Raw genomic sequence first — 14,809 nt, forward strand, 5'->3', positions numbered from 1 at the left:
CCGCCAGGGCGGAAGCCGACGCCGAGGCGGAAGCCGGCGCCGGGACGGAAGCCGGCGCCGAGGCGGGAGCCCCCGCCAGCACGGAAGCCGTCACCACCGACGCGGCCCAGCCCGCCCCCGCCAGGACGGAAGCCGACGCCAAGACGGAAGCCCCCGCCAGGGCGGAAGCCGACGCCGAGGCGGAAGCCGGCGCCAGGGCGGTGGGCCCGTCCGGGGGCGGCTGTGTACCGCGCCCCGCCGCGCGCGGTACGGCGGCGCCCGGCGGAACGGGGGTGCGCTGATGTCGCTGCTGGACGCGCTGGCCCGGATGGAGGCCGTGGCGTGCGGGCGGGCCCGGCCCGTCGCGACCGTACGCCACCGGCACCTGGCCGAACGGCCGATGGTGCTGGTGCCGTTGACGACGGCCGGTGAGAACGGCGCCCCGCTCGGGGCGATGCTGGGCACCGATCCGCACGACCCGCTGGTGCTGACCGTTCCGCAGCCGCGCGACCGCGATCTGCGGTTCGCCTTCCTGGCGCGGCTGGCCGAGGCGATGCTGCCGCATCTGGAGTCCTGCCAGGACGAGGTGGAGCCCGTCGAGCGCAAGGAGACCGACCCCGAGACGGGCAAGCGGATCACTGTCGAGGCCGAGCTGTGCACCGACGCGCCCCAAGTGCTGGTGCCCACCGCACCCGGGGTGGACTTCGTGAGGCTGCTGGGGCGCTCGATGCGGTTCCGGCGTACCGCCGAGGAGGACCCGGACGCCGAGCACCCGGCGCCGCCCCGGGTGCCGCTGCTGGGCCGCTGGCTGACGCACTACGGGGAGCGCGCCCGGGTGCCGGGCTCCTCGCTGCTGCTGTCGATGACGGACCTGCTGACCCGGCACTGGGCCACCGGGCAGAGCCGGCTGGAGGACCAGCATCTGGCGGCGCTGCTGGCGTGGATCGCCCCGCCGGACGGGCACAGCGGCGCCGAGGCGGCGCTCCGCGCGGAGCTGGCCCGGGACGCCGACGGGCGGCTGCTGGTGCCGCCCGCGGGGCCCGCGACCGACCCGGCGTTCGACAACAAGCTGCTGGCCCCCGCGATGACCCGCTACGACCGGGGCGTGCCGGGCGCCGAGCAGGAGGTGCACGAACTGGTGGCCTCCCAGCTGCGGCCCACCTGGGAGGCGATGTGGGAGGGCGTTGAGCTGTTGCGCGGCCTGCCCGAGGCCGCCCATGTGCCGGACCGCTGGCGCCGGGACCGGCAGTCCTACACGCACCACCGGGACCGGCTGCGGGCCGCCGAGCCGCCGCAGCCGCGCCGGGACGATGCGGTGACGGCCGCCCGGAAGCTGGCCATGCGCGAGCAGCGGCAGGCCGAGCTGGACGCGCAGGAGGCGCTCGACGACCCGCTGGTGATGGCCGTGCGGCGGCTGGCGGGCGAGGCGTTCTCGGCGGAGGTGCTGGAGGTGGAGATGGCGTACTCGGAGGGCAAGCGGCCCTCACCGCGCCCTCTGGTGACGGTGCACACGCACGACGCACCGCTGCTGGCGGACGGCGACAAGGTGCACCGGCTGCTGCCCACGGGCGGGCAGCAGCGGGCGGAGCTGGTGGAGATGGCGGGTCCCGGCGAGTTCGTGCTGCGGCTGGTGAACGGCATGGGCCGGGGCAAGGAGCCCGCCCCGGGGACGGTGCCGGAGAAGGGCGATCTGCTGTGCTGGACGCTGTTCGAGCACGCGCCGCGCGGCGGGCCCGGACTGCCCGAGCCGGAGGACACGCCCTGGACGCACGGCGGCCCGCCCGGCGAACCGGCCGCTGAGAGCCCCGACCCGGTGACCGCGGAGGACGTGCTGTGACGGCTGCGGAGACGATGACGGCGGCGACGGCGGCCCCCGTACGGCCCCTGGCCGGCGGGGTGTCCCCGGCGGCAGCCGCGGCGGCGGCCACCGAGGCGATCCTGGCCGACGCGCTGGAGGGCACGCACCGCGGTGTGGTGGTGGACTCGCCGCCCGGGGCCGGCAAGTCCACCCTCGTGGTGCGCGCCGCGCGCGAGCTGGCCGCCGCCGGGCATCCGCTGATGGTGATCGCGCAGACCAACGCCCAGGTGGACGATCTGGTGGACCGGCTGGCGAGGGCCGATCCCGAGCTGCCGGTGGGGCGGCTGCACAGCAACGAGCCGAAGCCGTACGACCCGGTGCTGGACGGGCATCCCTCGGTGCGCACCTCGGCGAAGCCGGCGGATCTGGCCGGGCTGGACATCGTCGTCTCGACGGCGGCGAAGTGGGCGTGGGTGACGCCCGAGGAGCCGTGGCGGCACGCGATCGTGGACGAGGCGTACCAGATGCGGTCGGACGCGCTGCTGGCGGTGGCCGGGCTGTTCGAGCGGGCGCTGTTCGTCGGGGACCCGGGGCAGCTGGACCCGTTCAGCCAGGTGGGCGTGGACCAATGGGCCGGTCAGGCGTTCGACCCGTCGACGAGTGCGGTCAGCACGCTGCTGGCGCACAACCCGGGGCTGCCGCAGCACCGGCTGCCGGTGTCCTGGCGGCTGCCCCACTCGGCGGCGGAGCTGGTCTCCGACGCGTTCTACCCGTACACGCCCTTCCGCAGCGGTACGGGCCCGGGTGAGCGCCGGCTGTCCTTCACGGCCGCGGCCGACGGCTCGCCCGTGGACGCCGTGCTGGACGAGGCCGCGGACACCGGCTGGGGCCTGCTGGAGCTGCCGGCGGCCCGCACCCCGCGCACCGACCCGGAGGCCGTACGGGCGGTGGCCGTGCTGGTGCACCGGATGCTGGAGCGCGAGGGCGTCACCCGCGGCGAGCGGGACGTGGACGGAAGCGCGGGGGCGGCGCTGGGGGCCGACCGGATCGCGGTGGGCACCGCGCACCGCGACCAGGCCGCGGCGGTCCGGGCGGCGCTGGCCACGGTGCGCGACCCGGCGGGCGCGGAGCGTGCGGCACGCGTCACCGTCGATACGGCCAACCGGCTCCAGGGCCGGGAGTTCGATGTGACGGTCGTCCTCCATCCGCTCTCCGGGCGGCCCGACGCGACCGCGTTCCATCTGGAGACGGGACGGCTGTGCGTGCTGGCCTCGCGGCACCGGCACGCGTGCGTGGTGGTGTGCCGTGCGGGGGCGGCCGAACTGCTGGACGAGCACCCGGCGACCGAGCCGGTCCGGCTGGGTGCCGCCTCGCCGGGCCCGGACGGCTGGGAGGCGCATCAGGCGGTGCTCTCGCACCTGGCCGGGCACCGGGTCCCGCTGGTGTGAGGGTCCGGAGGGGGACCTCACGCGGGCGGTGCGTCGGTCTGGGTACCCGGCGCACAATGGGGGGCGCCCACGACCTTGGAGGTATCTACATGGCTGAGCCGCATTCGGCTCCCGAACCTTCGCGCTCCTCCGCGCGGGGCGGCGGTGGTCCCTCGTACCGCCGCCCGGCACCGTTGCTGTTCGAGCCGTCGGACGCGGCCCCGGACGACGAGCACTTCTTCGGGCTGGAGTCGCTGACCGACCCGAAGGAGCTGCTGGACCGCGCCACGGAGCTGGTGCACGCGTTCCGGGCGGCGGCCGACCGGGCCCAGGAGTACCAGGCGTCGGCGGCGGCGCAGCTGGCCGATCCGCAGCGGTTCGACCGGCTCCCGGAGGCCGCGATCGCCGACCGCGGCGGCTGGACGGAGGAGTACGCCCGCAAGATGATCGAGTTCGGTCAGGACCTGCTCCAAAACCGGGTCCCGGGCACCCAGCCGCCCCCGCAGAGCTGACCTCGCGCAGGTGGGAGGGGTACCGCAGGGAATATCGATTTCCGCTTCACCGGATCGTGGTGTTAAGGTCTACGACGTCAGCAGGCGCCGCTAGCTCAGTTGGTTAGAGCAGCTGACTCTTAATCAGCGGGTCCGGGGTTCGAGTCCCTGGCGGCGCACAGACAGACGAAGGCCCTCCGTGCGAACGGAGGGCCTTCGTCGTGCGTCCGGGACCTGCACCCCGCCGGGTTTTTCCCGCTGGGGCCTGTCCCGTCGGGCCCGTCCCGTCGGGCCCGTCCTGCCGGGCCGCGACCGCCTGTGCCGCCCACTCGGCCCCGTGTGTGCCGCCCCTCATCCGCTGCCGGTCCCCGGGCGGCCCACGCCCCGGGTCACGCGGATGTGCCAGTCGCCGTCCGCGGTGCGGCCGGTCACCTCGACGCGGACGGCCTCCTGCGGGTCGGTCCAGCTCTCCCCCACTCCCAGCGGCGCGTCGGCGAGCCGGCTGTGCACGGAGGACTCCCGGCAGCCGGAGGTGTGCGGATGTCCGTCGATCACCTCGACGGGCCCGTGGGTGGAGGGGGTGTCACTGCTGACGCGGTAGACCAGCAGACCCTCGGCGCAGGCGTGCCGGTCGTTGCCCGTGCGGGCCCGGACCTCCATGGCGAGGGCCCGGTTCTCGCCGGTCCGCAGGACGACGAGGCGGACGCCGTCGGGTCCCGGCCCGGCGCCCGCCGGGAGGGGCGGCGCGGGTGCCGCGGGGGCCGCGCCCCGGCGCGGGCGGGCGGGGGGCGCGGCGCCGTGCGGCGGGTCGGTGAGCGGGCGCAGGGTGTAGCGGGCCTGCGGGGGCGCTCCGTCGGTGACGGGGACGCAGGCGACGTTGGCGGGGCCCAGCCAGCCCAGCTTCCACTTGTGCCAGCCCAGGGGTTCCGGCGCCAGTCCGAACTGGCTGCCCATGAGGTCCCAGTCGCCGACGCGGGTGTCCCAGTCGGCCTTGCCGTCGGCGGGGCGCTGGTACAGGTCGGGGAGGTCGAAGACGTGGCCGGTCTCGTGGGCGAGGACGTTGCGGTCCGGCGGGCTCTGCTCGAACACCGTCACGAGACGGCGCAGCGCGGTTCCGTCGACGCGGATCGGCTCATCGAGATTGACCACTTTTGTCGCATCGGAGTCCACCCCGGGGGCATCCGGGTCCGCAACGAGATAGACGATGTCGTACCGGGACAGGTCCACATGCGGGTCGGCTGCGGCCACCGCGTCCCGCAGATAGGAATTGCGCAGGTCAGCGCCCCAATCGCGGCGTATGCCGTAGGCCGAGGCGGGCTTCGGCATCTCGATCCAGTGGGGCACCGGATGCGGTCTGAGCCGGAACTTTCCGTAACTCGCCCGAGCGAAGAAGTCGGATGTGGACGGGAAATGGTCGTTCACAAGCTCTCTAGGGGTGGCCATAGGGGTCGCATCGGGGAAAGAGAGAAAGAGAAGGGCGGCGTCGAGCGTCCCCTCGGGACGCGGATAGGAGGCGTTCCAGGTGTCCAAACCCAGCGAGTGGTGCGCGTCGGTGCGCGGCAGAGCGCACGGCATGCCCGCCGCAACGGAATGTGCGGGGCCGGCCACGAGCCCGACCCCCATGAAGGCGGTCAGCGCCATGACCACCGCGCCCACCCGGTGCCGCCTCCCCGGAGCCGGCCGGCGGGCACCCCGTCCGGGAGGGTCCTGGGCAGCACTTCCGACACCCCCGGGTGCCGATGGAGATGCCACGTGGAGACCTCACCGGATAAGGACAGCCGTACGATCTCCACGGTCCCGTCATATGTCCTGCTCTGCACCGTTTCGTTAGACCGGACGAGTCAACCGCGATATGACTACTCTTCGTAATGCTCGGTCGTAAGCGGTCAGGGCGCCGCCAGCCCCGTCGCAGAAACGGTCAGCCTCGCGCCCGCATCCCCTCCCGGGCCGCTCCGACGACCGGCGGCAGCAGCGGACACACTGGCTCCGCTCCAGCGCCAACCTCTATGATCGGCACATTTCCAGCGCGGATCCTCCCCTGGGCGGCCTACGGGCAGCCGGCCGACCGATCCGCACGAGACGAGCCCCCCGCGGAGCGATCGGTGAACGGACCCCTCGAAGGACCGGGAAAAGACTCCGGCGAAGCCCTCGTAACGCAACCCCAAACCATCACGGAAAGTAGCCACAAGCGCTGGCGGCGGCGCGCGCACCACGGGCACAACGAGAGCGATTTCCGCGCCGCCTTCCACGCGGCGCAGCTCCCCATGGCCATCGTCGACCCCCACGGCCGGGTGCTGACGGCCAACCGCGCGCTGGGCGCCCTGCTGGGGACCGATCCGCGCCGGCTGGCCGCACGCTCGCTCACCGAACTCGCCGGACTCGGCCTGGACGGGCGGGTGCGCAGCGCCTACCTCGAAGCGCTGCAGGGCCGCACCGACCGCATGACCTGCACCCGCCGGCTCAAGCACGCCGACGGCCACACCCTGTGGGCCGAGATCACCGTGACGCCGACCGCGCACGGCGGCGAGGCACTGCTGTCCATCGCCGACATCAGCGAACGGCGCGACCTCCAGGAGCGGCTGCGCCACCTCCAGATGCACGACCCGGTCACCCGGCTGCCCAACCGCACCCTGTTCTTCGAGCGGCTGGCCGGAGCGCTCGCCGACTCGGCCACCGGCCGGACCGGCCTGTGCTACCTGGACCTGGACGGTTTCAAGGCCGTCAACGACACCCTCGGCCACCGGGTCGGCGACAGCCTGCTGGACGCGGTCGCCCAGCGGCTCACCCAGTGCGCCGAGGCGGGCGGCGCCGACGACGGCGGCCATCTGGTGGCCCGGCTGGGCGGCGACGAGTTCGCGCTGCTGGTCGAATCGTCCACCGGCACCGAACAGCTCACCCAGCTCGCCCAGTCGGTGCTCGCCGCGCTCCAGCGGCCGTTCGACCTGGCCGGGCAGCGGCTGGCGGTCTCGGCCAGCATCGGCGTCGTCGAACGCGAGACGGCCGGCACCACGCCCACCGAACTGATGCAGGCGGCCGACACCACGCTCTACTGGGCCAAAGCCGACGGCAAGGCCCGCTGGACCCTCTTCGACCCGGAACGCAACGCACACCGCATGACCCGCCAGGCCCTCTCCTCCACCCTGCGGCGCGCCGTCGAGCGCGGCGAGTTCGTGCTGGAGTACCAGCCGATCGTCGGGTTCGCCGACGACGTGCTGCGCGGCGCCGAGGCGCTGGTGCGCTGGCGGCACCCGCAGTTCGGGACGCTCAGCCCGGACCGGTTCATCGGGCTGGCCGAGGAGAACGGCGCCATCGTCCCGCTCGGCCGCTGGGTGCTCCAGGAATCCTGCCGCCAGGCGCGGCGCTGGATGCTGGCGCACCAGGGGCCACCGCTGTACGTGAGCGTCAACGTGGCGGTGCGCCAGGTGTGGGACTCGGACCTGGTGCGCGACGTCGCCGCCATCCTGGAGGAGACGGGGCTGCCGGCCCATCTGCTCCAGCTGGAGCTGACCGAGTCGGCGGTGATGGGCTCGGCCGGACGCCCGCTCCAGGCGCTCCAGGCCCTGTCGGAGATGGGCGTCCGCATCGCCATCGACGACTTCGGCACCGGCTACTCCAACCTGGCCTATCTGAGCCGGCTGCCGGTACGGGCCCTCAAACTGGACGGAACCTTCGTGCGCGGCTTCCGCACGGCCTGCCACCAGAACCCGGCGGACGAGACGATCGTGACCGCGCTGGTGCAACTGGCGCACAAGCTCGGGCTGACCGTCACCGCCGAGTGCGTGGAGGGCCCGGCGCAGGCCGAGCGCCTGCGCCGGATCGGCTGCGACACCGGCCAGGGCTGGCACTACGCCAAGCCGATGCCCGCCGACCGCATCGCCGAGCTGCTGGCCGGACTCCCGCCGGCCTCCTAGTCCCCGGCCGGCGCCTCCGCCCGCGGCAGCCCGTAGGCGTCGGCGATCAGTTCCAGGGAGCGGATCCGGGCCTCGGGCGAGTGCGCGTTCGCGGTGAGCATCAGCTCATCGGCCCCGGTCCGCTTCACCAGGGCGTCCAGTCCCTCCCGCACGGCGTCGGGCGTGCCGTAGGTGACGTTGCCCAGCCAGCCGTCCACGAAGTCCCGCTCGACGGGGCTGAAGGGGTGCATCTCCGCCTCCTCGGGCGTCGGGATCAGTCCGGGCCGCCCCGTGCGCAGCCGCAGCATCGACAAGGCCCCCGTGAGCACCTGGCGGTGGGCCTCCTTCCCGCTGTCGGCGGCCAGCGCGGAGGCACCGATGAGCGCGTACGGCTCGTCCAGCACCGCGGAGGGCCGGAACGTCTCGCGGTACAGCTCCAGCGCGGGCAGCGTGTTGGCGGCCGAGAAGTGGTGCGCGAACGCGAACGGGAGCCCCAGCTGACCCGCCAGCTGCGCGGAGAACCCGGAGGAGCCCAGCAGCCAGACCGGCGGCCGGTGGGCCGCGGCCCGCGCCCGGTCGCCCTCGGCCTGCACCGGGCCGGGCACCGCGTGGATACGGGCGTAGCGGTGGCCGTCGGGGAAGTCGTCGTCCAGGAACCGGATCAGCTCGGCGAGCTGCTGCGGGAAGTCCTCGGCACCCTCGTGCAGGCGGTCGGTGCGGCGCAGCGCGGCGGCCGTCGCACCGTCGGTGCCCGGCGCGCGGCCCAGCCCCAGGTCGATCCGGCCCGGCGCCAGCGCCTCCAGCGTGCCGAACTGCTCGGCGATCACCAGCGGTGCGTGGTTGGGCAGCATCACCCCGCCGGAGCCGAGGCGGACCCGGCCGGTGTGCGAGGCCAGGTGCGCCAGGATGACGGCCGGCGAGGAGCTGGCCACGCCCGGCATGGAGTGGTGCTCGGCCACCCAGTAGCGGGTGAAGCCGCGGGCGTCGGCCAGGGCGGCCTGGCGCGTGGAGGCGGCCAGCGCGTCCCGCGCCGTGTAGCCCTGGCCGACATTGACCAGGTCGAGCACGGAGAGCGGCACGGGGGCCCGCCCCCGCGTCACGCCCCGGATGCCGTCGGCCTGGCCGCCGCTGTGCTGTGGGTCCTCGCCTGCCTGGCTCACGTTGGCTCGCCTTCCTCACGTCTACGGGTCCCGCGGGCCGCCGCCCTTTGGGGGAGGGCCGGCCACGAGCCCGTACAACGCGCGGGGCAGCCGCTGTCTTCCCCGTCCGCCCGGCGGCGGCCGGTGAGCCCCGTCACCGCGGGGCCCGGCCCCGTGCCGCCGAGCGGTACGGGGGGCCGTCAGGCGGCCGGGCGGGTGAAGAGGGTGCCCAGTGCGGGGCAGCGGACCTCCAGGTCCAGCAGGCGCAGGCCCTCGCGCGCCGTCACCTGGTTCGCGGTCAGCACCGGCTTGCCGAGGGCTTCCTCCAGCGCCGGCAGATACGCGGCGGTGTGCAGGGCGGTGTCCGGCAGCAGCACCGCCTGCGCGTCGGGGTGGTCGCCGCCGCGGGCCAGGGCCAGCACCTCCTCCTCGCCCCAGGTGCCGACCTCGGCGGCGGTGATGATGCCGCTGCCGCGCATCGCGACGACCTCGGCGCCGGCGGCCTTGAGGAAGCCGGTGAACAGTTCGGCGACGTCCTCCGGGTAGGTCGCGGCGACGCTGACCCGCTCCACACCCAGGTCCCGCACCGCGTTGGCGAAGGCGAAGGACGTGCTGGAGGCGGGCAGCCCCGCCGTGTCCGCCAGCTCCCGCACCTGCTGCCGCGCCCCCTCGGGGCCGAAGACGAAGCTGGCGCTGGTGCAGGCCCACACCACCGCGGCGATGCCGTGCTCCTTGACCTCGGCCACCTTCGCGGCGAGCCGTGCCGCGGAGCCCATCTCCAGCAGGGCGTCCACCCGGTGCGCGTCCTCGCCGATGTCGGTGTGCACCAGCGGCAGCCGCACCCGGGCGCCCGCCTCGGTGAGGATCCGCTCCAGCCTGGGGTAGTCGTCCTCAGCCGAGTGGCCGGGGTAGAGGAACCCGACCGCCGGTGCCGGTGCCGCCTGTGCCATCTGCGCCTCCTGCTCGTGGTGGTGAAGGGGGGAACAGCGGGGGCGGGATCAGGCCGGGGCCTGGCCGCCGCCCCACTCCTCGGGATGGGCGGCCGATCCGTAGCCCAGGTCGGCGGAGCCCTCCAGCGGCTCGGCGGGCTCGGTGCCGGCGCCGGCCAGTGCCGCCTCGGGTTCGGGCGCGACCTGCTGCTCGTCCGGCTCGACGAGCCCGTCCGTCTCGTGGCCGGCCGGCGGTGCGCCCGTGGAGGGCGCCATGGCGGCCGGGCCGCGCCGCGCGACCGGGTCGAGCAGCGCCTGGTAGGGGCCGACGGCCTCCTTGCCCAGGGCGCGCAGCGCCGCCCACATCGTCACCTGATTGGCGGAGAGCACCGGCATGCGCAGCTCCGCCTCCAACTGGGGGATCACGTCGTAGGTGGGGAGGTTGGTGCAGGAGATGAACAGCGCGTCGGGCGCGTCCACCACCGCCTCCCTGGCCATGTCGACCACGTCCCGGTAGGGCACCCGCCAGATGTGCCGGGTCAGGCCGAGGTAGCAGCGGCCGGTGATGGCGATGCCCGCCTCGCCCAGGTACTCCTCCAGCGCGTCGGTCACCGATTTGGTGTACGGCGTGACCAGGGCGATGCGCCGCGCGTCGATCTCCCGCAGGGCGTCGAGCAGAGCGCCCGAGGTGGTCAGCGCGGGCACCTCGCCGGCCTCGGTCATCGCCGCGACCATGGCCCGCTCACCCGCCGTGCCGCCGACGAAACTCCCCGACGTGCAGGCGTAGGCCACCACTTCGGGGGCCACCGCGCTGAGTGCCCGGGTGGCCTCGCGCAGCGTCTCGTGCTCGCTGACGAGACGGGCGAGATCCAGGCTGACCTCGACGGGGACGAACGGGGTGCGGGTGAGATGCAGCGACACGTCGTCCGGCACCCAGCGCCAGAGTTCGCGGTCCAGTGCGAAGTCGAAGGGAGCGACGATTCCCACGCCGCGCTGCGGCAGCGGTCCGCCGAGGAAGGAGACGTCCATTTTCGCACCCCAAAAGAACGGAGGGGAAGGCTCGTGGCCAGAAGGCCCCTGAGTCGAGGGAAGTCAGAGGAACCACAAAAACTGCATAGCCGGTCAGAAGCCGGGGGACGCCGGGGCAGATGTCTTTGTTGACGAAGGTAGTTTCCGCTCCCTACCGTGGTCAATCCCGCCATCTGAGGCTGGTTCCGTCCCTCGTCGGCTCACTCCCCCAGCCAACCGTCCCTGCGTTTCGAAACGGTTTCCTGCCTATGTCCGAAACCTGCGTCCTCGTCCTCGACGCCGAGCCGTTGCCGCGGCTCGACCGGCTGGCGGGACGGGCCCGCGTCGTCCACGCGGACGAACAGACGCTCGCCGCCCAACTCCCCTCCGCTGACGTGCTGTTGGTCTGGGACTTCCTGTCCGACGCGGTGCGCCGGGCGTGGCCCGGGGAGGGCCCGCGGCCACGCTGGGTGCACACGCCCAGCGCGGGTGTCGACCGGCTGCTGCCCGAACTGGCCGACTCCCCCGACACGGTCATCACGAATGCGAGGGGAGTCTTTGACCAGCCCATTGCCGAATACGTCCTCGGGCTCGTGCTAGCCATGGCCAAGGATTTCCGTGGCACTTGGGAATTGCAACGACAGCGGCGCTGGCGGCACCGGGAGACATTTCGCGTCGGCGGAACTCGCGCGACGGTCGTCGGTTCCGGCCCCATCGGCCGGGAAATCGGCCGCGCACTGCTGGCACTCGGTGTCGGAGTGGACCTCGTCGGCCGTACCGCACGGGACAGCGATCCGGAATTCGGCCGGGTGCACACCACCGAGGAGCTGCCCCGGCTGGTGGCGGAAGCGGACTGGGTGGTGTGCGTCGCGCCGCTGACGGCGCAGTCGGCCGGCATGTTCGACGCCGCGATGTTCGCGCGCATGAAGCCCGAGGCGCACTTCATCAACGTCGGCCGGGGCCAGCACGTGGTCGAGGACGACCTCGTGGACGCGCTGCTCACCCACCGCATCAGGGGCGCCGCCCTGGACGTGTTCGCCGAGGAGCCGCTGCCCGCCGGCAGCAGACTGTGGGACGTCCCCGGGCTGTTGATCTCCCCGCACATGTGCGGGGACACGGTCGGCTGGCGCGACGACCTCACGGAGCAGTTCCTCGACAACTTCGACCGCTGGGAGGCGGGCGAACCACTGCACAACGTCGTCGACAAACAGCTCGGCTACGTCCCCGCGTCCCGCTGAGCGGACACGGGCCCGGCACGCGCGCGGGGCCGCCCGCAACGGGCCCCGTCCGCGCCCTGGGGCCGCAGCACCGTCCGGGGACGGCACCGTGCCCGCCCCGGCCGCAGGACCGGACCGGAAACATCCGGTCCGGGCGTCATGTTGGGGGTGGCCCTGTCGGGGACGCCCGGTGTCTCGGGAGGTTTCGCATGTCCGATCTCACCGCACTGACCGCGACCCGGCTCGTGGCCGGCTACACGGCCGGGGACTTCACCCCCGTGGAGGTCACCAGGGCGGCGCTGGAACGCGCCGAGCAGACGCAGGAGCGGGTCAACGCCTTCGTCCGCATCGACCACGAGGCGGCCCTGCACCAGGCCGAGGAGTCGACGGAGCGTCTGCGCCGCGGGGAGCCGCGCGGCGCGCTGGAGGGCGTGCCGGTGACCGTCAAGGACATCCTGCTCCAGCGCGGCAGCCCCACGTTCAAGGGTTCGTACGCCGTCGGTGCGGCGGGCCCGTGGGAGGAGGACGCGCCCTCGGTGGCGCGGCTGCGCGAGAGCGGCGCCGTCTTCCTGGGGAAGACCACCACCCCCGAGTTCGCCTGGAAGGGGGTCACCGACAGTCCGCGGCACGGGGTCACGGGCAATCCGCACGCCCCGGAGCGGACCGCCGGCGGTTCCAGCGGAGGCAGCGCCGCCGCGGTGGCGGCGGGTGCCGGGCCGCTGTCCCTGGGCACCGACGGCGGCGGCTCGGTCCGTATCCCCGCCTCGTTCTGCGGCATCTACGCGCTGAAGCCGACCTACGGCCGGGTGCCCCTCTACCCGGCCAGCGCGTTCGGGACGCTGGCCCATGTGGGGCCGATGACGCGGGACGCGGCCGACGCGGCGCTGCTGATGGACGTGATCAGCGCGCCCGACCCGCGCGACTGGTCCCACCTGGGCCCGGCCCCGCACAGCTTCCGCGAGGCCCTCGCGGCGGGCGCCGAGGGGGTGCGCGGGCTGCGGGTCGCCTACAGCCCGGACTTCGGCGGACGGGTGGCGGTCGCCGCCGAGGTCGCCGCCGCCGTACGCCGCGCGGTGGCGCTGCTGGAGGAGCTGGGCGCGGTCGTCGAGGAGGCCGACCCCGGCTTCGCGGACCCCGTCGCCGCCTTCCACACCCTGTGGTTCACCGGCGCCGCGCGGGTCACCCAGCAGTTCACGGAGGAGCAGCGGGCGCGGCTGGACGCGGGGCTGCGGGAGATCAGCGAGGACGGCGCCGCGCGCAGCGCCCTCGACTACCTGGCCGCCGTGGACGAGCGGATGGCGCTGGGCGGACTGATGGGCGCCTTCCACGAGCGGTACGACCTGCTGGTGACCCCCACGATGCCGCTGACCGCCTTCGAGGCGGGGACGGAGGTGCCGCGGGGGTCGGGGATGAAGCGGTGGACGGAGTGGACGCCGTTCTCCTACCCGTTCAACATGACCCAGCAGCCGGCCGCCTCGGTGCCGTGCGGTGCGGACGGGGCCGGGCTGCCGGTGGGGGTGCAGCTGGTCGGTGCGCGGCACAGTGACGCCCTGGTGCTGAGCGCCTCCCACGCGCTCTTCGAGGCGGGTGTGGCCGCGCAGGTGCCCTCCGCGCTCGGCTGAGCGGGGACGGCTGTACCGGGCGGGCCGGGTCTCTCCGGCCCGCCCGGCATGTGTGTGCGACCGGGCGTGCCCGGTACGTGGTGCGGCCGGGCGCGCGCCGGCCGCTCTCAGGCGCGGCGGAAGGAGAGGGTCTCGCCGAGCGCGCCGGCCCGCCACAGGTCCTGGCACGCCTCGGCCATCCGGTCGAGTCCCTCGACGACCTGGCCCCACACGATGCCGGGTACCCAGCCGGCGTCGCCGTTGATCAGCAGGTTGTTCCGCTCGTAGAAGAGCGCGAGGTCGACGACGGTGGTGCGGCCGGCGTGCGCGGCCTGTGCGCCCTGCTGTTCGGCGGCGGCTTCGTACCCGTAGGACGAAGTCGCCAACTGTGTCTGGGAGAACGTGAAATAGCAGAGGTCACCGGGGATGGGGGTAATAGTGGGATTTTCCAGCGGCGGTTCCTCGGGTGCGAACGGCGGAATGAGGGCGTAGATCTCGTTACGCGCGTACTTCGCGTGGTAGACGTCGCCGCCCAGCGGCAGCGCGTCCCACACGGCCGCGCAGGTGATCGGTGCCCGGTCGTCGAGCAGCTTTGCCCTACAGCTCACTCCCCGCTTGTCCAACGACACTTCGATGAAGCGCTCAGCCATCGTGCCTCCGCACCAGGTAGGACTGGTTGTTTTCCAGGTTCACCAAGTGACCCCGACACATGGTGACGCAGGGCCCGCCCTGGACGCGAGCCTGCCTCAAGAGACCTCATGACGCTCCGCCTATGGAGTTTCAGCACACCCTCGAACATCTCGCAAAAGGTGCACCAAAGTACAACTAGCCCTACCGACTCCTCTCAGGAATAGTCGACTCCGCCCTCTGCAACCGCCCGAGCGACCCCAGGGAGTCCACATCCATGCACGCCAACTCACTGCTGATGAGCGGTAGCAACCGCGACTCAGGAAATATGTTGCCAAGTTGGCCAGTAGCAGTGCTCGCCACTCTTCTCGCGATCGGCCTTGCCCTCGGCAGTCCCACCCCCGCTGACGCTGCAACAGCCAAGAAAAAATGCCACTCAGGCCCTGGGACATGCTCGGTGAAGAAATATCATCCTCACAAAGGCACCATCACCGTCAAGGTGAATGTCTACGGAAAGAAGAAGAATGGCCCTCTCTATGGCTGGGACTTGCGCAAGGGCAACAAGATCGTATGCACAGGCGAAGTCCGCGAGCATTGGAAGACCAAGACGAAGAAATGCAAGAAGGTACCCAAGGGTGCGATCCAGCTGAACGTCCCGCACCGTAAGGGTGCGAGCATCAGCATGGCTTGGTGAAACCATAAA

Annotated in this window: 12 protein-coding genes and 1 tRNA gene; 8 read left to right on the forward strand and 5 right to left on the reverse strand. The window is 73.1% G+C overall.

The window, feature by feature from the left end; all coding sequences use genetic code 11:
• Positions 1-280: 280 nt before the first annotated feature.
• The 4 genes from IO40_RS0120005 (at position 281) to IO40_RS0120020 (ending at position 3,874) form a co-directional block, all read left to right on the forward strand.
• A complete protein-coding gene (locus tag IO40_RS0120005) occupies positions 281-1,816 on the forward strand; it encodes a hypothetical protein (RefSeq protein ID WP_031031098.1) in 1,536 nt (511 codons plus the stop codon).
• Between the two features lie 14 nt (positions 1,817-1,830).
• Positions 1,831-3,225, forward strand: a complete 1,395-nt coding sequence (locus IO40_RS0120010; RefSeq protein ID WP_031175853.1) for an AAA domain-containing protein — start codon at positions 1,831-1,833, stop codon at positions 3,223-3,225.
• Between the two features lie 89 nt (positions 3,226-3,314).
• Positions 3,315-3,716 carry a hypothetical protein gene (locus IO40_RS0120015; RefSeq protein ID WP_016469133.1) on the forward strand — a complete coding sequence of 134 codons (402 nt, stop codon included), beginning with the start codon at positions 3,315-3,317 and terminating at the stop codon, positions 3,714-3,716.
• Positions 3,717-3,800: 84 nt separating this feature from the next.
• Positions 3,801-3,874: transfer RNA gene (locus tag IO40_RS0120020), tRNA-Lys, on the forward strand.
• Positions 3,875-4,046: 172 nt separating this feature from the next.
• Here the strand turns inward: IO40_RS0120020 and IO40_RS0120025 are convergent.
• Positions 4,047-5,351 carry a M6 family metalloprotease domain-containing protein gene (locus tag IO40_RS0120025; protein WP_031175854.1) on the reverse strand — a complete coding sequence of 435 codons (1,305 nt, stop codon included), beginning with the start codon at positions 5,349-5,351 and terminating at the stop codon, positions 4,047-4,049.
• A gap of 608 nt (positions 5,352-5,959) precedes the next feature.
• Here IO40_RS0120025 and IO40_RS0120030 point away from each other — a divergent pair.
• The gene (locus IO40_RS0120030) at positions 5,960-7,606 is read left to right on the forward strand and encodes a putative bifunctional diguanylate cyclase/phosphodiesterase (protein WP_234029761.1); all 1,647 of its coding nucleotides are present in this window, start codon (positions 5,960-5,962) and stop codon (positions 7,604-7,606) included.
• Here the strand turns inward: IO40_RS0120030 and IO40_RS0120035 are convergent.
• The 3 genes from IO40_RS0120035 to IO40_RS0120045 all read right to left on the reverse strand — a co-directional run bounded on the left by IO40_RS0120035 (position 7,603) and on the right by IO40_RS0120045 (position 10,682).
• A complete protein-coding gene (locus tag IO40_RS0120035) occupies positions 7,603-8,745 on the reverse strand; it encodes an LLM class flavin-dependent oxidoreductase (RefSeq protein WP_033230196.1) in 1,143 nt (380 codons plus the stop codon). The two genes, IO40_RS0120030 and IO40_RS0120035, sit on opposite strands and share 4 nt — an antisense overlap.
• Before the next feature lie 179 nt (positions 8,746-8,924).
• Positions 8,925-9,674, reverse strand: a complete 750-nt coding sequence (locus IO40_RS0120040; RefSeq protein ID WP_031175856.1) for a maleate cis-trans isomerase family protein — start codon at positions 9,672-9,674, stop codon at positions 8,925-8,927.
• A 48-nt stretch (positions 9,675-9,722) separates the two neighbouring features.
• The gene (locus tag IO40_RS0120045) at positions 9,723-10,682 is read right to left on the reverse strand and encodes a maleate cis-trans isomerase family protein (RefSeq protein ID WP_016469138.1); all 960 of its coding nucleotides are present in this window, start codon (positions 10,680-10,682) and stop codon (positions 9,723-9,725) included.
• Positions 10,683-10,930: 248 nt separating this feature from the next.
• Between IO40_RS0120045 and IO40_RS0120050 the strand changes: the two genes are divergently transcribed.
• Together IO40_RS0120050 and IO40_RS0120055 are read left to right on the forward strand one after the other, a co-directional pair.
• A complete protein-coding gene (locus IO40_RS0120050) occupies positions 10,931-11,899 on the forward strand; it encodes a D-2-hydroxyacid dehydrogenase (RefSeq protein ID WP_016469139.1) in 969 nt (322 codons plus the stop codon).
• 188 nt (positions 11,900-12,087) lie between these two features.
• Positions 12,088-13,500 (forward strand): amidase, encoded by a 1,413-nt coding sequence (locus IO40_RS0120055; RefSeq protein ID WP_031175857.1) that lies wholly within the window; start codon positions 12,088-12,090, stop codon positions 13,498-13,500.
• A 107-nt stretch (positions 13,501-13,607) separates the two neighbouring features.
• Here the strand turns inward: IO40_RS0120055 and IO40_RS0120060 are convergent, their stop codons facing one another.
• On the reverse strand, positions 13,608-14,129 hold the full coding sequence (locus IO40_RS0120060; RefSeq protein WP_016469141.1) for a DUF3830 family protein: 522 nt from the start codon (positions 14,127-14,129) through the stop codon (positions 13,608-13,610).
• Positions 14,130-14,383: 254 nt separating this feature from the next.
• Here IO40_RS0120060 and IO40_RS37685 point away from each other — a divergent pair, with 254 nt between their 5' ends.
• On the forward strand, positions 14,384-14,800 hold the full coding sequence (locus IO40_RS37685; protein ID WP_137016917.1) for a hypothetical protein: 417 nt from the start codon (positions 14,384-14,386) through the stop codon (positions 14,798-14,800).
• Positions 14,801-14,809: the final 9 nt, after the last annotated feature.

Origin of the sequence: Streptomyces albus subsp. albus (assembly GCF_000725885.1) — a bacterium.
GTDB lineage: Bacteria > Actinomycetota > Actinomycetes > Streptomycetales > Streptomycetaceae > Streptomyces > Streptomyces albus.